This is a genomic window from Aquabacterium sp. G14 (assembly GCF_037482285.1).
Lineage (GTDB): Bacteria > Pseudomonadota > Gammaproteobacteria > Burkholderiales > Burkholderiaceae_C > Aquabacterium.
The window spans coordinates 85441-107299 of record NZ_JBBEYB010000009.1; the positions used below are offsets into that span (position 1 = coordinate 85441).

Annotated in this window: 18 protein-coding genes; 11 read left to right on the forward strand and 7 right to left on the reverse strand. The window is 62.7% G+C overall.

Going from position 1 to position 21859, the window contains the following annotated elements; translation table 11 throughout:
• The first annotated feature begins 35 nt into the window (after window positions 1–35).
• Window positions 36–2537: a UvrD-helicase domain-containing protein gene (locus WIT60_RS11320; protein ID WP_339584025.1), complete on the forward strand. Its 2502-nt coding sequence runs from the start codon at window positions 36–38 to the stop codon at window positions 2535–2537.
• A 59-nt stretch (window positions 2538–2596) separates the two neighbouring features.
• On the opposite strand, the gene WIT60_RS11325 is transcribed toward WIT60_RS11320, so the two are convergent.
• The gene (locus WIT60_RS11325) at window positions 2597–3226 is read right to left on the reverse strand and encodes a response regulator (RefSeq protein WP_339584026.1); all 630 of its coding nucleotides are present in this window, start codon (window positions 3224–3226) and stop codon (window positions 2597–2599) included.
• Window positions 3223–4383, reverse strand: coding sequence for a hybrid sensor histidine kinase/response regulator (locus tag WIT60_RS11330; RefSeq protein ID WP_339584027.1), 1161 nt, complete (start codon window positions 4381–4383; stop codon window positions 3223–3225). Before WIT60_RS11330 ends, WIT60_RS11325 begins: the two co-directional genes overlap by 4 nt.
• 254 nt (window positions 4384–4637) lie before the next feature.
• Here WIT60_RS11330 and WIT60_RS11335 point away from each other — a divergent pair, with 254 nt between their 5' ends.
• The 4 genes from WIT60_RS11335 to WIT60_RS11350 all read left to right on the forward strand — a co-directional run bounded on the left by WIT60_RS11335 (window position 4638) and on the right by WIT60_RS11350 (window position 8309).
• Window positions 4638–5087 (forward strand): hypothetical protein, encoded by a 450-nt coding sequence (locus WIT60_RS11335; RefSeq protein ID WP_339584028.1) that lies wholly within the window; start codon window positions 4638–4640, stop codon window positions 5085–5087.
• A 99-nt stretch (window positions 5088–5186) separates the two neighbouring features.
• A complete protein-coding gene (locus tag WIT60_RS11340) occupies window positions 5187–5549 on the forward strand; it encodes a response regulator (protein WP_339584029.1) in 363 nt (120 codons plus the stop codon).
• A 52-nt stretch (window positions 5550–5601) separates the two neighbouring features.
• The gene (locus WIT60_RS11345; protein ID WP_339584030.1) at window positions 5602–7788 is read left to right on the forward strand and encodes a chemotaxis protein CheA; all 2187 of its coding nucleotides are present in this window, start codon (window positions 5602–5604) and stop codon (window positions 7786–7788) included.
• 44 nt (window positions 7789–7832) lie between these two features.
• Window positions 7833–8309 (forward strand): chemotaxis protein CheW, encoded by a 477-nt coding sequence (locus tag WIT60_RS11350; protein WP_339584085.1) that lies wholly within the window; start codon window positions 7833–7835, stop codon window positions 8307–8309.
• A 102-nt stretch (window positions 8310–8411) separates the two neighbouring features.
• On the opposite strand, the gene WIT60_RS11355 is transcribed toward WIT60_RS11350, so the two are convergent.
• Window positions 8412–8861: an HIT family protein gene (locus tag WIT60_RS11355; protein WP_339584031.1), complete on the reverse strand. Its 450-nt coding sequence runs from the start codon at window positions 8859–8861 to the stop codon at window positions 8412–8414.
• A 146-nt stretch (window positions 8862–9007) separates the two neighbouring features.
• A complete protein-coding gene (locus WIT60_RS11360; protein WP_339584032.1) occupies window positions 9008–13003 on the reverse strand; it encodes a DUF3683 domain-containing protein in 3996 nt (1331 codons plus the stop codon).
• Between the two features lie 240 nt (window positions 13004–13243).
• Between WIT60_RS11360 and ugpQ the strand changes: the two genes are divergently transcribed.
• Complete coding sequence (gene ugpQ, locus WIT60_RS11365; RefSeq protein WP_339584033.1) at window positions 13244–14053, forward strand: glycerophosphodiester phosphodiesterase; 810 nt, start codon at window positions 13244–13246, stop codon at window positions 14051–14053.
• 35 nt (window positions 14054–14088) lie between these two features.
• Here ugpQ and mpl read toward each other — a convergent pair whose 3' ends face one another.
• From mpl to thiD, 3 genes are read right to left on the reverse strand one after another with little or no spacing between them, the layout of a single operon-like run.
• Complete coding sequence (mpl, locus tag WIT60_RS11370; protein ID WP_339584034.1) at window positions 14089–15471, reverse strand: UDP-N-acetylmuramate:L-alanyl-gamma-D-glutamyl-meso-diaminopimelate ligase; 1383 nt, start codon at window positions 15469–15471, stop codon at window positions 14089–14091.
• A gap of 7 nt (window positions 15472–15478) precedes the next feature.
• Window positions 15479–16771, reverse strand: a complete 1293-nt coding sequence (gene hemL, locus WIT60_RS11375; RefSeq protein WP_339584035.1) for a glutamate-1-semialdehyde 2,1-aminomutase — start codon at window positions 16769–16771, stop codon at window positions 15479–15481.
• Window positions 16761–17708: a bifunctional hydroxymethylpyrimidine kinase/phosphomethylpyrimidine kinase gene (thiD, locus tag WIT60_RS11380; RefSeq protein ID WP_339584036.1), complete on the reverse strand. Its 948-nt coding sequence runs from the start codon at window positions 17706–17708 to the stop codon at window positions 16761–16763. The genes hemL and thiD overlap by 11 nt, the downstream gene beginning before the upstream one ends.
• Window positions 17709–17836: 128 nt before the next feature.
• On the opposite strand from thiD, the gene WIT60_RS11385 reads away from it, so the two are divergent.
• The 5 genes from WIT60_RS11385 (at window position 17837) to WIT60_RS11405 (ending at window position 21855) form a co-directional block, all read left to right on the forward strand.
• Window positions 17837–17989, forward strand: a complete 153-nt coding sequence (locus WIT60_RS11385; RefSeq protein WP_339584086.1) for a rubredoxin — start codon at window positions 17837–17839, stop codon at window positions 17987–17989.
• Window positions 17990–18062: 73 nt separating this feature from the next.
• Window positions 18063–18458, forward strand: a complete 396-nt coding sequence (locus WIT60_RS11390) for a response regulator (protein WP_339584037.1) — start codon at window positions 18063–18065, stop codon at window positions 18456–18458.
• Window positions 18459–18559: 101 nt separating this feature from the next.
• Window positions 18560–18925 carry a response regulator gene (locus WIT60_RS11395; RefSeq protein ID WP_339584038.1) on the forward strand — a complete coding sequence of 122 codons (366 nt, stop codon included), beginning with the start codon at window positions 18560–18562 and terminating at the stop codon, window positions 18923–18925.
• Window positions 18926–18941: 16 nt separating this feature from the next.
• Window positions 18942–19484, forward strand: coding sequence for a chemotaxis protein CheW (locus WIT60_RS11400; protein WP_339584039.1), 543 nt, complete (start codon window positions 18942–18944; stop codon window positions 19482–19484).
• 52 nt (window positions 19485–19536) lie between these two features.
• Window positions 19537–21855 carry a methyl-accepting chemotaxis protein gene (locus WIT60_RS11405; protein ID WP_339584040.1) on the forward strand — a complete coding sequence of 773 codons (2319 nt, stop codon included), beginning with the start codon at window positions 19537–19539 and terminating at the stop codon, window positions 21853–21855.
• Window positions 21856–21859 lie beyond the last annotated feature (4 nt).

The following is a 21859-nucleotide window of genomic DNA, read 5'->3' on the forward strand; positions in this document are numbered from 1 at the left end:
ACACGAGGTAGCGGCCGGGCGCCTAAAATTCCCGGATGATTGAGCACAGCGCGACCTCCGGTTTGTTTCCCTCCGCGGCCCCTGGGGGCCATTCTCCCTTGCTGGCGGGCCTGAACCCGGAACAGCTGGCCGCCGTGACGGCGCCACCGGGGCCCGCGCTGATCCTGGCAGGGGCCGGATCGGGCAAGACGCGGGTGCTGACCACGCGCATCGCCTGGCTGTTGCAAACGGGCCAGGCCTCGCCCGCCGGCATCATGGCGGTCACCTTCACCAACAAGGCCGCCAAGGAGATGCAGGCGCGTTTGTCGGCCATGCTGCCGGTGAACACGCGCGCCATGTGGATCGGCACCTTCCACGGCCTGTGCAACCGCTTCTTGCGGGCGCACGCGCAGCTGGCCGGTTTGCCGCAGGCCTTCCAGATTCTGGACACGCAAGACCAGTTGTCGGCCGTCAAGCGCATCATCAAGGCGCTGAAGTTCGACGAAGAAAAGTGCATCCCCAAGCAGACCAGCTATTTCATCGCCAACGCGAAGGATGCGGGTCAGCGTCCCAAGGACCTGGCACCGCGTGACGAGCTGGGCCGCATGCAACTGGCCGTCTACCAGGCGTACGAAGACCAGTGCCAGCGTGAAGGCGTGGTGGACTTTGCCGAGCTGATGCTGCGCACCTACGAGATCATGCGCGACCACCCCGAGGTGCGCGAGCATTACCAGCGCCGCTTCAAGCACATCCTGGTCGACGAGTTTCAGGACACCAACCGCTTGCAGTACATGTGGTTGAAGATGTTCGCGGGCAACCCCGCCGTCACCGGCAACAGCGTGTTCGCCGTGGGCGACGACGACCAGAGCATCTACGCCTTCCGCGGCGCGCAGGTCAGCAACATGGCCGATTTCGAGCGCGAGTTCCGCGTGCAGAAGGTCATCAAGCTGGAGCAGAACTACCGCAGCCATGGCCACATCCTGGATGCGGCCAACACCCTGATCGCGCAAAACAGCCAGCGCTTGGGCAAGAACCTGCGCACCGACGCGGGGCAGGGCGAGCCGATTCGCATCTACGAGGCCGCCAGTGACTACGCCGAAGCGCAATGGGTGGTGGACGAGGCCCGCCAGTTCAAGCGCGAAGGCCAGCCTTTGCACGAGGTCGCCGTGCTGTACCGTAGCAACGCGCAGTCGCGGGTGATTGAGTCGGCGCTGTTCAACGCCGGTGTGCCCTACAAGGTGTATGGCGGACTGCGCTTCTTCGAGCGCGCCGAGGTGAAGCACGCGCTGGCCTACCTGCGCCTGATCGAGAACCCCAACGACGACACCAGTTTCTTGCGCGTGGTGAACTTCCCGGCGCGCGGCATCGGCGCTCGCAGCGTGGAGTTGGTGCAAGACGCCGCGCGTACCAGCGGTCGCAGCCTGTCGCAGAGCGTGACCGCCGTGCCCGGCAAGACCGGGGCCAACCTGCAAGGCTTTGTCGCCCTGGTGGACGCCATGCGCGAGGCCACACGGGGTCTGACGCTGCGCCAGATCATCGAGCATGTGCTCGACACCTCGGGCCTGCGCGATTTCTACCGCAACGAAAAGGACGGCCAGGACCGCCTGGAGAACCTGGACGAACTGGTCAATGCCGCCGAGGCCTTCGTGACCCAAGAGGGCTTTGGCAAGGATGCCGTGGCCCTGCCGGTGGACGAACCGGCCGGCACCATTGCCACTGGTTTGCCTGCCGCCGTGGCCTCGGTGGACATGCTGCCCGACGCGGAAACCGGCGAGATCATCTCGCCGCTGCTGGCCTTCCTGACCCACGCGTCGCTGGAGGCGGGTGACAACCAGGCCCAAGCCGGCCAGGATGCCGTGCAGTTGATGACCATCCATGCTTCCAAGGGGCTGGAATTCAACAACGTCTTTTTGACCGGTCTGGAAGAAGGCCTGTTCCCGCACGAGAACTCGGCCACGTCGACCGAGGGCTTGGAGGAGGAGCGTCGCCTGATGTACGTGGCCATCACCCGGGCCCGTCGTCGCTTGCACATCAGCTTCTGCCAGACGCGCATGTTGCACGGGCAGACCCGTTACAACATCAAGAGCCGTTTCCTGGATGAGTTGCCGGAAGGCGCCCTGAAGTGGCTCACACCGCGCAACCAGGGCTTCGGCTCGGGTTTTGGGCAGTCGTACCAAGACGCCTGGTCCAGTGGGAAAGGCATGGGGTCGATGGTGGGGGCAGGGGCACAACCCTATCGCTCATCGGGTGTTGGCGGCTCGTCGAGCTATGGCGGTGGCAGCCGCGGAGGCTATGGCGGACAGGCCTATGGCGGTGGCTACGCCAAGCGTGAGGAGTCTTTCAAAGACCTCACTGCGCCCATCCCCAAGGCCATGGCCCAAGCCAAGTCGGAGGCGGGCTTCAAGGTCGGTCAGGCCGTGTTCCACAACAAGTTCGGCGAAGGTGTCATCCTCACGCTGGAGGGCAATGGCGGCGATGCCCGCGTGCAGGTCAATTTCGGCCGGCATGGCACGAAGTGGCTGATGCTCAGCGTGGCCAAGCTCACGCCCATCGAGTGACGGTCAGGGCCTGGTGCTCCGAGGTGCCCAGGCTGCCCCGCGTCGCGGTCCCCGACGGCTTACACCAGACCGTTGCGGATCGCGTACACCGTGAGCTCGGAGTTGTTGGTCAGGCCGAGCTTTTCCAGCACTCGGGCCCGGTACACGCTCACCGTCTTGGGACTGAGCAACAGCTGTTCGGCGATGTCCGACAGGCGCTTGCCCGAGGCGATCATCACCAAGGTCTGCAACTCGCGGTCGGACAGCTTTTGGTGTGCGTCTTCCTGTGTGGGCGTGGTCAGGTTGTCCACCAGCATCTGGGCCATCTCGGGCGTCACATACTTCTTGCCGAGGGCCACAGTGCGTACCGCAGCCACGATCTGGGCCGCGTCGCTGCCCTTGTTCAGATACCCAGATGCCCCTGCCTTCAGCGCCCGCATGGCGTACTGGTCTTCGGGGTACATCGACACCACCAGCACCTTGAGCGTGCTGCCTTCCTCTTTGAGCACGTGCAACACGTCCAGCCCACTGCGGCCCGGCAGGTTGATGTCCAGCACCAGCACGTCGCAGGACTTGTCGCGCAGCAAGGCCCGCAACTCGCCATAGTCACCGGCTTCGCCGACCACCTCGATGTCTTCCGAGTCGGACAGCGTGTCGCGGATCCCGCGGCGGATCAGGGCATGGTCGTCGCAGAGAATGACTTTGATCATAGATTGCCCCATGTCGTGGGGTCGTCGTGGTCGTTGTCCATCATGCCAGTGTCGTCGGGCAGGCCGGTGAGCAGAGCGTCGATGAAGCCATTTTCATCGCCAGACAAGGGCACCGACAGGATCAGACTGGTGCCTTGCGGGTTGCTGCTGATGTCCACCCAGCCGCCGACTGTCTCGGCGCGTTCGTGCAGACCCCGGATGCCGAAGGAGCGCGCCTTGGCCAGATCTTCGCTGTTCAAGCCGCGGCCATTGTCGGTCACCTCGATGGACAGCACGCCGCCCGCCTGCGTCAGGTCCACGCTCACCTTGCTGGCCTGAGCGTGTTTGGACACATTGGTGAGGGCCTCCTGGGCAAAACGGTAGGCCACCAAGGGCACCCCCGAAGCCAGATCCGGCTTTTCGTGGCTGGCGCGGAAGGTGGTCTCGATGCCCGTGCGCTTGGCGAAACGATCGGCCATCCACTGAAGGGCCGGCACCAGACCTTGCTCCAGGATGGCGGGGCGCAGGTTGTGCATGATGCGCTGGCTGGCTTCGTGCGCATGCCCCACGGTCTCCAAGGCGCGCCGCGCGCGCTCGGCCACCTGCGGGTTCTCGGCGTGTCGCACGATCCACTCAAGGTCAAACTTCACCGCCGTCATCGCCCCGCCCACATCGTCGTGGATCTCACGCGCGATGGCCGCACGCTCTTGCTCGATGCTCGCCTGCAAGTGTTGCGCGAGCTCGCGCAGTTGCTGGCGCGAGCGACTCAGGGCCAAGTCGGCCCGCTGCTTGGCAATGCGGGTGCGGTTGGCCTCAATGGCCAGCATGGCGGCCGGTGCGAGGCGGGCCAGATTGCTTTTGAGCAGGTAGTCATTGGCGCCATTGCGCATGGCCTGGACCGCAATGTCCTCACCAATCTCGCCGGACACCAGGATGAAGGGCACCAGTTTGCCCAGTGCGCGCACCTTGTCGAGCGCCGCCAGCCCGGAGTAGCCGGGCAAGTTGTAATCACACAGGATCAGGTCCCAGTCCTCGAACAGCGCCTCGTTCAACTCTGGCTCGCTGTCGATGCGACGGATGTCCGCATTGATGCCGCCGCGGCGCAAATGAACGGCGACGAGGGCATGATCCTCCTCGTTGTCTTCAATATGCAACACCTTCAGGCGCAGCGGTGGCATGGAGGGTACATCTCCAGCGAGGGCCGGTGAACCGGACGAGTGATCTGTCACTGAAAACCTTCCATCCTTCGATTTGCGCCAAGTTTTACCGACTCACTGTCGCCTTCTGGAGCGAAGAAACTGAAAAATTCTAACAACCGCCTCATGATGGAGGTTGTTACGGTGTCAAGCGTCGGCACAATAGATCGACAATCCGGACACAGATCCGTTTGCATTGACTGCAAGAGCCCCAAACCCGGTCACGTGGAGCCATGATGAGCTACGACGATCCCGTCGCCAACCAGTCTGCCGAGATGCCCCTGTTGCTCGCGGCCGAGCTGCAGGATCACCTGATGATGGCCTCCACCGATCTGGAGCGCCTGCAGCGCCTGTTGGACGATGCCTGCCTCGCCCTCATCGAGGGCTTTCACAGTTCGGCCGGGCAACTGGCCGAGGTCATTGATCAGGGGCACGAGATCACCCCGGAATTGCAGGAGGTGCGCCACAAGCTGTTCAAGGCCGTCACAGCCTTGCAGTTTCAAGACATGGCCACCCAGTTGATCGCGCACACGAGTCAGCGCCTGCGCAGCTGCGCCGACCAAATTGCCCGTGATGCCCTGGGGTCGGACGATCCAGACGGCGATGCCGTGGTGGAATCCGTTCCCCTCAAACCCAACCCGGTGACCCAGGACGAAATGGACGCAGGATCGGTGGAATTGTTCTGAGAACAAATTCTGCTTGCTGAAATCCTGCCAGACTCGGACTGGTCATAACATCCACCATCTGCTCACAAAGCACTGTTCATTCAAGCACCGGAGAGCGACATGCACTCGATTCTTGCCGTCGACGATTCTGCATCCATGCGTCAAATGGTTTCTTTCACGCTCAAGAGCGCTGGCTACAACGTCGTCGAGGCTGTTGACGGACAGGATGCATGGGAGAAAGCCGGCGGGCGCAGCTTTGACCTGGTCTTGACCGACCAGAACATGCCCCGCATGGACGGCATCAGCCTGACCAAGAAATTGCGCGAGAACCCCCAGTTCAAGACCACGCCGATCCTGATCCTGACCACCGAGTCCAGCGATCAGATGAAGCAGGCTGGCCGTGCCGCGGGCGCAACCGGCTGGCTGGTCAAGCCCTTTGACCCCAACAAGCTGATCGAGGTCATTCAGAAGGTGATCCGCTGATCATTGGGGTGCACCGTGATGGACGGTGCCGCGACGACATTCAGGAGCCGCCATGGCAGAGATGAGCACAGACAACAGCAGCGCTTCGGCAGGCATCGACCTCAGCCAGTTCTATCAGGTCTTCTTTGAGGAGGCCGGCGAGAACCTCGACAACATGGAGCAACTCCTGTTGAACGTGGATCTGGCCGCAGCCGACGATGAAGAACTCAACGCCATCTTCCGTTGCGCCCACTCCATCAAAGGGGGGGCTGCCACCTTTGGTTTCAGCGATGTGGCCGAGTTGACCCACCAGATGGAGACGCTTCTGGACAAGCTGCGTCGACATGAGCTGATTCCAACCTCCGCCATGGTGGACGTGTTGTTGCAATCAGGTGACGCCTTGCGCGCCATGTTGGGCCGGCACCAAGGCTCCGGGGCCGATCCGGTCGACACCGCTGACCTGCTGGTGAACATTCGCGCCATGGTTTCCGGGGAGGGCGCGCCGGCACCCAGCGCGCCTGCGCCGGTCGTACCGGCACCTGCGCCCACACCGACATCCGCTCTCGTGGCCGTCGAGCCTGCCCCGACGGCAGGCGCCCGTACCGTCGAGTTGCGCGTTGGGCCAATGAGCGACGGCAGCCAAGCTGACAATTTGGTCGAACTCTTCAAGGAGATCACCGATCTTGGCACCATCGAACCTTTGCCGGATGAGCCAAGCTTGGCTGGCATTCGCCGCTTCAAGGTGGTGACCAGCACGCCAGAAGGCGATTTGCTGGATTTGTTCACCTTCCACGTTTCTCGCGAGCAGGTGGCTTTCCTGCCGTTTGGCGCGCCGGCCGCACCCAGTGCTCCTGCCGCAGATCCGGGCTACGGTTTCTTTGACGACGAGCCCGCACCAGTTCAGGCGGCACCGGCTGCCCCCATGGCAGACAAGGCCGCGCCAGATGCCGGTTATGGCTTCTTCGATGATGCGCCCGGTGCACCGAATAAGCCAACCAATCAGGTGGTCGAGACGGCTGCACCCGCACCGAAGCCCGCTCCCGCACCGGCCAAGCCTGCGGCTGCACCCAAGTCCGATCGCCCGGCTGGCGGCCTTGAGGCCTCCACCATCCGCGTCTCGGTCGAGAAAGTTGACCAGCTCATCAACCTGGTGGGCGAACTCGTCATCACCCAGGCCATGTTGGCGCAAAACAGCCGGGGTCTCGATCCGGTGGTCTACCAGCAACTGGTGGCTGGCCTGACCGATCTGGACCGCAATACCCGCGACCTGCAAGAAGCTGTGATGTCGATCCGGATGATTCCGATGTCGACCGTCTTCAGCCGCTTCCCGCGCATGCTGCGCGACCTGGCCAACAAGCTGGGCAAGAAGGTCGAGCTGGTGACCCAGGGTGAAGCGACCGAACTGGACAAGGGCTTGGTCGAGAAGATCACCGATCCGCTGACTCACCTCGTGCGCAACTCTTGCGACCATGGCATTGAAATGCCGTCCGAGCGTGTGGCCAAGGGCAAGCCAGAGGTGGGCACCATCACGCTGGCAGCCTCGCACCAAGGTGGCTCCATCGTCATTGAGGTGCGTGACAACGGCAAGGGCCTGTCGCGCGAGAAGCTGCTGCGCAAGGCCCGCGAAAAGGGTCTGGACGCACCTGACTCGCTGACCGATCAAGAGGTCTGGAACCTGATCTTTGCGCCGGGCTTCTCGACGGCCGAAGAGGTCACCGACGTGTCGGGTCGCGGTGTCGGCATGGACGTGGTGAAAAAGAACATCACCTCGCTGGGTGGCACGGTCGAGATCGACTCGGCCGAAGGCTACGGTATGCGCGTGGCAGTGCGCCTGCCGCTGACCCTGGCCATCATGGACGGGATGAGCGTGGGCGTGGGCGAAGAGGTCTACATCCTGCCGCTGTCGTCGGTGGTCGAGTCCTTCCAGGTCAGCCCCGAGATGATCAAGACCATCGGTGGCTCCGGTCGTGTGGTCGAGGTGCGTGACGAGTACATGCCCGTCATCGAGCTGGAAAAGGTCTTCGATGTGCCCCGCTTTGACTGGGAGCACAACAGCGGCATCATGGTGGTCGTCGAGGCCGAAAGCGGTCGTGTGGCCCTGCTGGTTGATGAACTGCTGGGCCAGCAACAGGTGGTGGTGAAGAACCTCGAAACCAACTATCGCAAAGTCAACGACGTGTCGGGTGCGACGATCATGGGAGATGGCCGCGTGGCGCTGATCCTGGATGTGGGCAGCCTGGTGCGTCGCTCGCGCCACTGAGCGGCGCGGGCCTCATCTGATTGGAGAATGTGTTCATGGGAAGCTTGAGCGTGGTCGAACAGCCAGACTCGCAAGCCAGTCTGGCGCGCGAATACCTGACGTTCCGTCTGGGCGATGAAGAGTACGGCATCGACATCCTGAAGGTGCAGGAAATCCGTGGGTATGAAAACCCCACGCGCATTGCCAATGCGCCGCACTTCCTCAAGGGTGTCGTCAACCTGCGTGGCACCATCGTCCCCATCGTGGACCTGCGTCTGCGCTTCGGTTGCAGCTCGGCCGAGTACAACTCGTTCACGGTCAGCATCGTGTTGCACATTGGCCAGCGCACCATCGGCACCGTGGTCGACTCGGTCAGCGACGTGATGGAGATCCCGGCCGAGGCGATCCGCCCCGCACCGGAAATGTCGTCGGCGATCGATGCAGCCTACATCCGTGGTTTGGCTCAAGTCGGCGAGCGCATGGTGGTCTTGCTCGACATCGAAAGCATGTTGATGAGCCCGGACATGGGGCTGGTGGACTGAGCGTTCAGGTCATCAAGCCATGAAAAAGGGCGCCTGCGGGCGCCCTTGGTGTTGGTGGGTGGCAAGCGGATGGCCAAGGTTTGGCCACAGCGCCAGAGGCCATCAGTTCGCGTGGCTGGTTTCCTCAAACGCTGCCACGACGGCCGCATCGACCTGCACCAAGGGTACCGACAGACGCTGCGCCGCATCGCTCACCTCGCGCTGTTTCGGAGCCCAAATTGGCGCAGGCCAACGGGCATCCCAGTCATAGCGTGCGATCACGTGCCAGTGCAGGTGCGGCACCACATTGCCCAGCGAGGCCAAATTCACCTTGGTGGGCTGCAAGACCTGGCGTAGCACGGTTTCCACCTTGGCCACGGCTTGCATGAGGTGGCTGCGGTCGGTCGGCGCCAGATCGGTCCATTCCGCCACATGCTCGTTCCAGATCACACGGTAGAACGCCGGATGATCGGCATCCACCGCGCGGATCACACGGAACTTCTCGGTGCGCCACAGCAGGATGCCGCCATCCTGCTCGCACAGTTCACAGCCTGGTACCAAGGTGATGCTCATGACAGCTCTGGTTTTGGGTTAACGGGTAACGCACAGTGGCCAGCATGCCTCAGCCCGACCCAACGGACGCCGCAGATCCGGCTTGGCCGGTCTGCCAGCGTCCGCCCCCTTGAGGGGGCGCGCGAAGCGCGTAGGGGGTGGGCCTGTCAGACCAGGACGCGCTCAATGCCGCCGTTGTTGGCCTTGGCCACATACTCCGGCATCCAGTTTTCACCCAGGATCTGCTTGGCCATCTCGATGACGACATAGTCGGCTTCCAGCAGGCCGGTCTGGGCGTCATCCACATAGCGACTCAGACCTTGCAGGCAGGCCGGGCAGGACGTCAGGATCTTGGCGTTGTCCTTGGCACCGATCAGGCCTTGCTCGCGCAGTGCGGCTTCACCCTTGCGGATCTCCTCTTCCTTGCGGAAGCGCACTTGCGTGGAGATGTCCGGGCGGTTGACAGCCAGAGTGCCGGCCTCACCGCAGCAACGCTCCGACTTGATCACGCCATCGCCCAGCAAGGCCTTGACGGTCTTCATCGGATCCTGCTGCTTCATCGGGCTGTGGCAGGGGTCGTGGAAGAGGTAGCCGCCGGCCTTGGGCAGGGTGATGCCCTTTTCCAGCAGGTACTCGTGGATGTCGATGATGCGGCAGCCGGGGAAGATCTTGTCGAACTGGTAGCCCTGCAACTGGTCGTAGCAGGTGCCGCAGGACACAACCACCGTCTTGATGTCCAGGTAGTTCAGCGTGTTGGCCACGCGGTGGAAGAGCACCCGGTTGTCGGTGATCATCTTCTCGGCCACATCGAACTGGCCGGCACCGCGTTGCGGGTAGCCACAGCACAGGTAGCCCGGCGGCAACACGGTCTGCACGCCGGCATGCCACAGCATCGCCTGCGTGGCCAGGCCCACTTGCGAGAACAGACGCTCCGAACCACAGCCCGGGAAGTAGAAGACCGCTTCGGTGTCCGACGTGGTGGCTTTGGGGTTGCGGATGATGGGGACGTAGTCCTTGTCCTCGATGTCCAGCAAGGCGCGCGCGGTTTTCTTGGGCAGGCCGCCCGGCATCTTCTTGTTGATGAAGTGGATGACCTGTTCCTTGAGGGAGGCCTTGCCCACCGATGCCGGCGGGGCGCTGGTCTGCTTGCGTGCGGCCAGCTTCAGCACATCATTGCCCAGACGCTGCAGCGGCATCGCCACGTCCACCAAGGCGCTGCGGATCACCTTGATCGTCTGCGGGTTGTTGCTGTTGAGCATGGCCATGCCGGCCGCGCCCGCAGGGCGGAAGGACTTCTTGCCCAGCTTGGTCAGCAGGCTGCGCATGGCCATCGACACGTCGCCGAAGTCGATCTTGACCGGGCAGGGCGTCAGGCACTTGTGGCAGACCGTGCAGTGGTCGGCCACGTCCTCGAACTCTTCCCAGTGCTTGATCGACACGCCGCGGCGGGTCTGCTCTTCGTACAGGAAGGCCTCGACCAGCAGCGAGGTGGCCAGGATCTTGTTGCGCGGGCTGTAGAGCAGGTTGGCGCGCGGCACGTGGGTGGCGCACACCGGTTTGCACTTGCCGCAACGCAGGCAGTCCTTGACGGAGGTGGCGATGTCGCCAATGTCCGACTGCTGCATGATCAGCGATTCGTGGCCCATCAGACCGAACGAGGGCGTGTAGGCCTCGGTCAGGTCGGCGGCGTGCACGTCGTCACCCAGTGCCTTCAGAGCAGCACCACGCAACAGCTTGCCCTTGTTGAAGCGGCCTTCCGGGTCCACCTTCTGCTTGTAGGCGGTGAAGTTGGCCATTTCCTCGTCGGTGAGGAATTCCAGCTTGGTGATGCCGATGCCGTGTTCGCCCGAGATCACGCCGTCGAGCGAACGGGCCAGCTTCATGATGCGGCCCACGGCTTCGTGCGCCGTTTGCAGCATCTCGTAGTTGTCGCTGTTGACGGGGATGTTGGTGTGCACGTTGCCGTCGCCGGCGTGCATGTGCAGCGCCACCCACACGCGGCCACGCAGCACCTGCTTGTGGATGCGCTTGAGCTCGTCCAAGATGGGGCGCAGGGCGCCACCATTGAACTCGTGGGCCAGCACGTCACGGATCTCGCGCTTCCAGCCAGCACGGATCGTCCAGGTCTGCAGCAGGTTGAAGACCGTGTCACAGGCTTCGGGCGTGTATGTGCCGTTGCGGTGCTGCTGGTAGCCATGGGCCACCAGTTCTTCGTCTACTTCGGAGATCGGGGTGTCGATGTGCTCGTACAGGAAGGCCCAGCGGGCGCGCACCGTGGTGAGGTGGGCCTGCGCGGTGGCGATCTTCTCGGCCAGGGCTTCGGCGCTGGGCAACTCTTCCTCGTCTTCGACCTTGCCCATGAACGAGGCAATGTGCTGAGGACCGGTCTGGAAAAAGGCTTCTAGCGCATCGATCAGGGCCAGCTTGTTGCGCAGGCTCAGTTCGATGTTGATGCGCTCGATGCCCAAGGTGTACTCGCCCATGCGCGGCAGCGGAATCACCACGTCTTCGTTCACCTTGAAGGCGTTGGTGTGCTTGGCGATGGCGGCGGTGCGCTTGCGGTCGGCCCAGAACTTCTTGCGGGCCTCACCGCTGACGGCCACAAAGCCTTCGCCCGAACGGCCATTGGCCAGGCGGATGACTTCGCTGCTGGCGCGGGCCACGCGGTCTTCGTCGTCACCCACGATGTCGCCGATCAGCACCATCTTGGGCAGGGTGCCGCGCTTGCTCTTGGTGGCATAGCCCACGGCGCGCAGGTAGCGGTCGTCGAGGTGCTCCAGGCCGGCCAGGATGGCGCCGCCCGGTTGCTTCATCTCCTCGAACATGAAGTCCTTGATCTCGACGATCGAGGGCACGCCTTCCTTCGGGTTGCCAAAGAACTCCAGGCACACCGTGCGCACGTGCTTGGGCATGCGGTGAACAACCCAGCGGGCGCTGGTGATCAGGCCGTCACAGCCTTCCTTCTGGATGCCGGGCAGGCCGGCGAGGAACTTGTCGGTGACGTCCTTGCCCAGGCCTTCCTTGCGGAAGGTGCGGCCGGGGATGTCCAGGCGTTCGGTGCGGATCGGGGTCTTGCCGTCGGCTTCGAAGTAGCGCAACTCGAAGCTGGCGGTTTCCACGTCATGGATTTTGCCGAGGTTGTGGTTCAGGCGCACCACTTCCAGCCATTGCGCGTCGGGCGTGACCATGCGCCACGAGGCGAGGTTGTCCAGGGCGGTGCCCCAGAGCACGGCCTTCTTGCCGCCGGCGTTCATGGCGATGTTGCCGCCCACGCAGGAGGCCTCAGCCGAGGTTGGGTCCACCGCAAACACAAATCCCGCGCGCTCGGCCGCATCGGCCACGCGCTGCGTGACCACGCCCGCACCGGTCCAGACGGTGGCCACGGGCTGGTCCACGCCCGGCAGGTTCACCATCTCGACTTCGGTCATCTGTTCGAGCTTTTCGGTGTTGATCACCGCGCTCTTCCAGGTCAGCGGCACAGCACCGCCGGTGTAGCCCGTTCCACCCCCGCGCGGGATGATGGTCAGACCGAGTTCGACGCAGCCCTTGACCAGGGCGGCCATCTCTTCTTCCGTGTCCGGTGTGAGGACGACAAAGGGATACTCGACACGCCAGTCGGTGGCGTCGGTCACGTGCGAGACGCGGCTCAGGCCGTCGAACTTGATGTTGTCGTGGCGGGTGACCTTGCGCAGCACACGCTGAGCGCGCTCACGCAACTCGCCCATCTGTTCGAACGCGCGGGCAAAGCGGTCTACAGCCGTACGGGCCATGCCCAACACCTCCCCCACCAGGGCGTCGCGGGCGCTGTCGTTGCTGGGGGTGCGACGCTTGTCGACCTCGCCCAGGCGGTGGTGCAAGGCTTCGATCAGCTGGCCACGGCGCTTGGGGTTGTCCAGCAGGTCGTCTTGCAGATAGGGGTTGCGCTGCACGACCCAGATGTCGCCCAGCACTTCGTACAGCATCCGGGCAGAGCGGCCCGTCATGCGCTCGGTGCGCAACTGGCTCAGCGCGTCCCAGGCACGTTGGCCCAGCAGGCGCTGGACGATCTCGCGGTCCGAGAACGAGGTGTAGTTATAGGGAATCTCGCGCAGGCGTGGCTGGCCGTCCGTGTGGGCGTCGGCAGCCTGGGCAATCATGTGGGTCAACTCGGTGGGTGCGTTCATGAGGGCGCCAGACGCGAAGGGCCGGATTTCAGAAATGCGCAAGGCACCTGGGGGCGATGGATCACACCCAGGCGCTGCTGTGGGGGTGGTTTTCGCGCCTGAGGTGAGATGGTAACGCAGCAGGTCATGCCCTTAGTCAGAAAAGGGCGCTTAGTCCGGCCTTATGGCAGCGTTTGGGTGCGTTTGAAGTCGTTATGCTGACAACACTGACACCTCGATGACCTTTTGCCGAGCCTCCCTATGCACGCTGCCGCTCCGAATGCCGCCTGGCCTTATCCCTGCTGGATTGCCCACCGAGGTGCGGGGGAGTTGGCGCCCGAGAACACCATGGCAGCCTTCCGTTTGGGCGCCGAGCATGGGTTTGCCATGTTCGAGTGCGACGTGAAGCTGAGTGCCGATGGTGAGCCGTTTCTGCTGCACGACACCGACCTGAATCGCACGACCAACGGGCAGGGCGACGCGGGGTTGTTGACCTGGGATGCACTCTCACGTCTGGACGCCGGCAGTTGGCATGGCCGCCCGTATGCGGGGGAGCCGCTGCTGCGCTTGGAGTCCTTGGCCCGTTGGCTGCAGGCCTTGGGCATGATGGTCAATCTGGAAATCAAGCCCACACCCGGTGACGAAGTGCGCACGGGACGGGTGGTGGCGCAGCATGTCGCGCGACTGTGGTCGCAAGCTCACGTCAAGCCTCTGCTCAGCTCGTTCAGCACCGTCGCCTTGGAGGCCGCTCGCCAGACGCAGCCGGAGCTGCCCCGGGCCTTGCTGCTTGATACGTGGACCGATGGCAGCATCGGCACCGCCGTGCGACTCGGATGTGTTGCCGTGGTCGTGAACCATGCTCATTTGAACGCCGAGCGCATCGCTGCGATCCATGCGGTCGGCATGAAAGCCTTGAGCTACACCGTCAATCAGGCGTCACGCGCCAGCGCATTGTGGCGCGCCGGCCTGGACGGGCTGATCACCGATCGGGTGGACGTGTTTGAACCCCAGGCGCGTCTGGGGGCCAATCCGGCGCGGCTGATGGTGGAGGCCGAGGCCTTGATGGCTTGAGGCGCTGCACCCCCAGCGGTGCAGGTGGCGCAGGCTCAGCCCTGCGCCAAGGCGTTCAGCAACTTGTCGTGAACGCCGCCAAAGCCGCCATTGCTCATGCACAGGACGTGGTCGCCTGGCTGCGCAGCCTTGACGATCTTGCTCACCAGCGTGTCGATGTTGTCGGACATCACGGCGCGATCCCCCATCTCCAGCAAGGCCTCTGAAGCATCCCAACCCAGGCCGCCACTGTGACAGAAGGCCAGATCGGCTTCCTCCAGTGACCACGGCAGTTGCGCCTTCATCGTGCCCAGCTTCATGGTGTTGGAGCGCGGCTCGAACACTGCCAGGATGCGGCTGTCTGGTCCGACCTTGCGGCGCAGGCCGTCCACGGTCGTGCGGATGGCCGTGGGGTGATGGGCGAAGTCGTCGTACACCGTGATGCCACGCACCTCGCCCTTCAATTCCAGGCGGCGTTTGACGTTGGCAAATTGCCCCAGCGCTTCGCAGGCCTGCTGTGGCGTCACGCCCACATGCTCGGCGGCGGCGATCGCTGCCAAGGCGTTCAACTGGTTGTGTTCGCCCAACAGGGCCCATTCCACGCGACCGACCAGCACACCGGCTTTCAGCACGTCAAAGGCGTGCGGCTCGCCGCGGGCGCGGAAACCGGGCGCGTCGCGCCGCTCGCCAAAACGCACCACGTCGCTCCAGCAACCGCGCTCCAGCACGCGGCTCAAAGCCTCCTCGCGTGCATTGACAACGAGACGGCCACTGGCGGGCACGGTGCGCACCAGGTGGTGGAACTGTGTTTCGATGGCGGCCAGGTCTGCAAAGATGTCGGCGTGGTCAAACTCAAGGTTGTTTAGGATGGCCGTGCGTGGACGGTAATGCACGAACTTGCTGCGCTTGTCGAAGAAGGCCGTGTCGTATTCGTCCGCCTCGATCACGAAGGGGTGACCCGTGGCCGGACGGCTGGCCGCTTCGGTGTTGCCCAGTCGCGCCGACACGCCAAAGTTCTGCGGCACGCCACCCACCAAGAAGCCCGGCTGCAGCCCGGCAAACTCCAGGATCCAGGTCAGCATGGACGTGGTCGTGGTCTTGCCGTGCGTGCCTGCCACGGCCAGCACATGGCGGCCTTGCAGCACGTTCTCGCTCAACCACTGCGGACCGCTCGTGTAGGGCAGCCCCGCATCCAGAATGGCTTCCATCAATGGGTTGCCACGCGAGACCACGTTGCCGATCACGAACAGATCCGGCTGGAGCGACAGCTGCTCGACCCCATAGCCTTCGATCAGGTCGATGCCCAGCGCGCGGAGCTGGTCGCTCATCGGCGGATAGACGCCTGCATCGCAGCCGGTGACACGGTGGCCCGCCTCGCGGGCGAGCGCAGCCACGCCACCCATGAAGGTGCCGCAGATGCCAAGAATGTGGATGTGCATGGAAACGTCAGAGTTGGCGGAACGCCTCGGCAGCCGCAGCCACCGTGTCGGCAATGTCCTGTTCCGTGTGGGCCGCGCTCACAAAGCCGGCTTCGTACATGGCGGGGGCGAAGTACACCCCACGGTCGAGCATCAGGTGATAGAAGCGATTGAAGCGCTCGCTCCCCTTGGCCATGACCTGCTGGTAGTTTTGTGGCAGTGCCTCGGCAAAGAAGAAGCCGAACATGCCGCCCTGGCAATCGGTGACCAGGGGGATGCCGGCTTGCGCCGCTGCCTGCGCCATCCCGTCCATCAGGCTGCGGGTGCGGGCCGACAGGGCTTCGAAAAAGCCTTCGCGCTGGATCAGCTTGAGCGTGGTCAGGCCGCAGGCCGTGGCCACCGGGTTGCCCGACAGCGTGCCAGCCTGGTAGACCGGGCCCAGGGGGGCCAGCTTGGACATGATCTCGCGCGAGGAGGCGAAGGCAGCGAGTGGCATGCCGCCACCAATGACCTTGCCGAACACACTCATGTCGGGCTGGAAGCCCGGGATCTCGCGTGCGTAGATGCTCTGGGCGCTGCCCAAGGCCACACGGAAGCCGCTCATGACCTCGTCAAAGACCAGCAAGGCGCCGTGTTGGTTGCACAGCTCACGGATGCGCTTCATGAACGGTACGCTGGCGCGCACGAAGTTCATGTTGCCGGCAATCGGTTCAATCATCACGCAGGCGATCTCGTCTCCTTGCGTGGCGAACGCCTCTTCAATCTGCGCGATGTTGTTGTACTCCAGCACCAGGGTGTGCTGCACCACCTCAGGTGGCACGCCTGCGCTGGTGGGGTGTCCAAAGGTGGCCAATCCCGAGCCAGCTTTGACCAGCAGCGCATCGGCGTGGCCGTGATAGCAGCCTTCGAACTTGATCAACTTGCTGCGACCGGTGTAGCCGCGCGCCAAACGGATCGCACTCATGCCGGCTTCGGTGCCCGAGCTCACCAAACGAACCTGCTCGGCGCTCGGAGCCAGCTTGAGAATCTCTTCGGCCAACTCGATTTCGCGCTCGGTCGGGGCCCCAAACGAGAACCCATCCAGCGCCGCCTTTTGCACGGCTTCCAGCACTTCCGGGTGGCCGTGACCCAGGATCATCGGTCCCCATGATCCGATGTAATCGATATATCGGGAGCCTTCGGCATCCCACATGTACGCGCCTGCTGCGCGAGCAATGAAGCGGGGGGTGCCGCCCACGGCGCGAAAAGCGCGTACGGGCGAGTTGACACCACCGGGAATGACGCGCTGAGCGCGTTCGAACAGGGAAACGTTAGTGGACATTGCGTGAATGCAGAGGAGGGACGGTGTCGTCGAGCAGGTCGACGGACTCTTCGGGAGCGGGCCCCTCGGGGGGCTCTTCACCGGGAGGCAGGGCCCAGAAGAAGCGGTCAGGGATGACGCCACCCATGCCGGGGCGGAAGCCGGCATCCAATGCCTGATCCAGAAAACTCAAAGCCTCCGCGGCCGCGACATCCAGTGCGGTCCCGCTGGAGAGGATCGCAGCCAGTGCCGCCGACAGCGTGTCACCAGCGCCGACAAAACTGGCTTCGAAACGTTCAAAACGCTCACCGCACATGGCCCCTTGAGGCGATGCCAGCACGTTGTCAATGAACTGGTCGGGCAATTGCACGCCCGTCACCAGCACGTAGTCGGTGCCGTGCTCGGCCGCGGCCACGGCCAACTCACGCGCAGACGGCGGACGTTCAGCGTCCCATTCTGGCAACAGGAAGTCAGTCAGGGTATTGTGGCTCCCGACCAACACCATCGTGGCTGGCAGGATCAACTCCCGAAAGGCATCAAGGTAGGCCATCTGAGCATCGTCATCCATCCACGACAAGTTGGGCAGATACGACACCAATGGCACATCGGTGTAGTCGGAAAGGATCTCGGCCACGGCGCTCACGCCCTCGGCGCTGCCCAGGAAGCCCACCTTCCACGAGGCGATGGTGGCATCCTCCAGCACGGAACGCGCCTGGTCCACCACGGCCTCAGAGTCGAGTTCGTGGGCTTCGAAGATCTCCGCGGTGTCGCGTACCAGGATGCTGGTGACCACGGGCAGGGCGTGGGCTCCCATCGCAGCGATCGTCGCGATATCAGCCCCGATTCCAGACGCACCGGTGGGGTCGCTGGCGTTGAAACTGAGGACACAAGCCGGTGCCCCGGCATCTTGCTCTTCGGCCGCCAGTGTGAGATCTTGTCCGATAAGTTGAGAATTCATGGCGGTTTTATCGAAAGATAAGGTCTACTTGCCCACAAACCCTTGGATTTGCGCGAAAGACCGATGGCTACAATCAGTCCATTGTATTCAAGCTGGTTTAAGTCGACGTGAACGAATTTCGTACCTGGATGTGCCTGATCTGCGGCTGGATTTACGATGAAGCGGCAGGCTTGCCCGAAGAAGGCATCCCGGCAGGTACCCGCTGGGAAGATGTGCCCATGAACTGGGTCTGCCCGGAGTGCGGTGCGCGCAAGGACGACTTCGAGATGGTGCAGGTTTGATCCGAAGTGTTTGAGCGTGCTGTAATGGTTCGGGAGAAGCCCGGTCTGGGACACAGTTTGGAGGAACGCTTTCGTGCCTGAAGTTGACAGCCCCGAAATTCGGGGACCCAAGAAGATTCTCGTCATTGATGACAGCAACACCATTCGGCGCAGCGCCGAGATCTTCCTCAAGCAAGGGGGATATGAGGTGGTCTTGGCCGAAGATGGTTTTGATGCTTTGTCCAAAGTCAATGACCATGCACCAGATGTTATTTTTTGTGACATCCTGATGCCGCGCCTTGATGGCTACCAGACTTGCGCCATCATCAAGCGCAACCCGAAATTCACCAACACGCCCGTCATCATGCTGTCCTCCAAGGATGGTCTCTTCGACAAGGCGCGTGGCCGCATGGTGGGTTCACAGGATTACCTGACCAAACCTTTTACCAAGGACCAACTCTTGCAAGCGGTTGCCCAGTACGGCGGCTGAAGGCCTGAGACGGTTTGCTCACCGATCACTGCCAGGGATGAATGTTGATCACGCGAGAGTGTCTGCACCAAGTTGGCGCTCCCGCATGAAGAAGGTTGGATATGCCGATTCAAAAAATACTGCTTGTTGATGATTCCAAGACCGAACTGCATGTGCTGTCGGAACTTCTGACCAAGAACGGTTATGCCGTGCGCACAGCCGAAAACGGCGAGGAGGCCATGCGCCGCCTGCAGGAAGAGAAGCCCGACTTGATCCTGATGGATGTGGTCATGCCTGGCCAGAACGGCTTTCAGCTCACCCGTGCGATCACCCGTGATCCGCAGTTTGCCAACGTGCCGGTGATCATGTGCACCAGCAAGAACCAGGAAACCGACCGGGTCTGGGGTATGCGCCAGGGGGCCAGCGATTACGTCGTCAAGCCGGTGAATCCGGAAGAGTTGCTCCGCAAGATCAAGGCATTCGGCTGAGATCGGGGGCGCACAGATGGCCAACAAAGAAGCACTCCGGGCTCTGCAACAGCGTCTGGCGGAGCGTTTGCAGACCGTGCGGGAGCATGCGCCAGCCCGAAACTGGCTGGCGGTTGAGATTGCCGGCCACGGTTTTCTGATGCCGCTGGAGCAGGCTGGCGAGATTTTCCCGCTGTCGCCTGCGCAGCATGTGCCGCACAGTCAGCCCTGGTTCCTGGGCGTTGCCAATCTGCGCGGTCAACTGCACGGCGTGGTCGACACGGCCATCTTTTTGGGGCTTTCCGATCGTGCCGGGCGCAACCTGACTGACGTCGGGGTGCGTGATGCAGGACGTTTGGTGGCCCTCAACACCGCCCTGCAACTCAATGTGGCGTTGCTGATTGACCGCTTGCTGGGTTTGCGTAACGCCAGCATGTTGAAGCCGGCCGCCAGGGAGGCGTCCGAAGGCAAACCTCACTTCATCGGACAGGCCATGACCGATGATCAGGGGCGAGTCTGGTACGAGCTGGATTTGGCCGCCCTGTCGGCCGACGAGGCATTTTTGAAGATCGATGTCTGACGGTGTCACCCGTCGAGCGCTGTATACATCTGACCGTTTGGAGCACAAGAACATGAGTTTCCTCAGTCGTATCAAGGAAATGGGCAAAACCAAGGGCGACGACGAAATCCCCTCGGAAGCCTTGAGCACGGAAGGCATGGTCTCGGCGTCGGGTGCTCAGGTGGTGGACACCGAAGCAGGCGCGTCGACAATCCAGCCAGGCAGCAACGAGGCCATCATTTCCGAGTCGGCACCGTCCGAGTTCCCGGCCGACTATCAGCGCCCCAGCGATGACATTTCGGAAGCCAGTCTGATGGAGCCGCGTTCTGGCTTGCCCCTGGTCGGGCACCTCAAGCTTGATCGGCAACAACGTGTTCTGGGTATTGGCTTGGCCGTTGGCGTGCTGGGTCTGGTGCTCAGTGCTTTCCTCTCGGTGAACTCGGCTGACCGTCGCGCAGGACAGTCTGCCGCCACCGGTCAGGCGCTGATGCAATCGCAGCGTTTGGCGAAATCGGTGTCGCAGGCCTTGATCGGTCGCGCGCAGGCGTTCGACGAAGTGAGCGAGAGCTCCAAGGTGCTGGCCAGCAACGTGCGCGGTTTGGCTGCCGGCGATGATGAACTGGATCTGAAGGCCGTACCTGGCAGCGTTCAGGAAACCCTGGCACCGTTGCTGCCGCTGGTGGATCGCGCCGAGAAGAACGCCAAGTTCGTGTTGGGTCAGAAGCAAACCCTGATTCAGGTGAGCCAGGCTCTGCGCGAGGTGAACACCCAGTCTTCCGAGTTGTTGGACTTGGCCGAAAGCATCACGCTCACTCGCATTGAGTCCGGTACGCTGACGGCGGGTGAAGCCTCGGCGCTGAGCCAGTTGGTCATGCTGACGCAGCGGATCGGTAAGTCCGCCAACGAATTCCTGACGGTGGAAGGCGTGTCGACCGAGGCTGTGTTCCTGCTGGGTAAGGACTTGAACGCTTTCCAGGAGCTCGCAGAAGGTCTGCTCAAGGGCAATGCTGAACTGAAGCTGTCGCCGGCCAAAAACCCTGAAGTGCGTGAACAACTGGAAGCCTTGCTGAAGATCTTCGAAGGCACTCGCACCCAAGCGTCTTACATCCTCGGCTCGCTGCAAGGTCTGGTGGCCGCTCGCGATGCTCAGGTCCACATCATTGATGACAGTGAACCGCTGCGCAAAGGCTTGGAGCAGGTTCAGCAGCGCTTGTCGCAAGGCGCTGGTATTGGCGGTTTCAACATCGTCCTGATTCTGGCTTTCCTGCTGTTGTCCGCCGCTTCGGCCTATGGTCTGCTGCGCGTGTTCGTGACCGACAACCGTCACCGCGCTCAGATTGCTGAGTATCAGCGCCAGGAAGCTGAGCGTCAGGAGCGTGAGGCCAAGCGCGTGAACGACGCCAACCAGGCGGCCATTCTGCGACTGATGAACGAACTGCAACTTGTTGCTGAAGGGGACTTGACGCAGCAAGCAACCGTGACCGAGGACATCACCGGCGCCATTGCCGACTCGGTGAACTTCACGGTGGAAGAGCTGCGTACCCTGGTGGCCCAGGTGCAAGGCACGGTGCAACGGGTGACCGAAACCACTGGTCAGGTGGAAGCCACCTCGACCGAACTGCTGGCTGCCTCCGACGAGCAGCTGCGAGAAATTCGCGAAACCGGTGAGTCGGTGCTGCACATGGCAGGTCGAATCAACGAAGTGTCTGCACAAGCTCAGCAGTCTGCTGAAGTGGCCCGCCAATCGCTGTCTGCCGCTGACTCTGGTCTGCAGGCCGTACAGAACGCCATCGGCGGTATGAACACCATCCGCGAACAGATCCAGGACACCTCCAAGCGCATCAAGCGACTGGGCGAATCGTCACAGGAAATCGGTGAAATCACCGAGCTGATTTCGGACATTACCGAACAAACCAACGTGCTGGCTTTGAACGCGGCCATCCAGGCTGCGTCTGCTGGTGAAGCCGGTCGCGGCTTCTCTGTGGTGGCCGAGGAAGTGCAACGTCTGGCTGAACGCTCCGCTGACGCGACCCGTGAAATTGCCGCGCTGGTGCGCACCATTCAGACCGACACCCAGGATGCCGTGGCCGCTATGGAACGCTCCACGCAGGGGGTGGTGGAAGGTGCTCGACTCTCCGACGCCGCCGGTTCTGCACTGGGTGACATCGACCGCGTGTCACGTCGTTTGGCAGAACTGATTGAACAGATCTCCGAGCAGGCCTTGAAAGAAGCCGAATCCGCGAACGTGGTGGTTGCCAACATCCAGCACATTTTCGCGGTGACCGAGCAGACCGGCGAGGGTACCCGCTCCACCACACAACTGGTGCGCGAGTTGTCTCGGACCGCCAACGAACTTCAGCAATCCGTGTCTCGATTCAAGATTGCCTCCTGAGCTG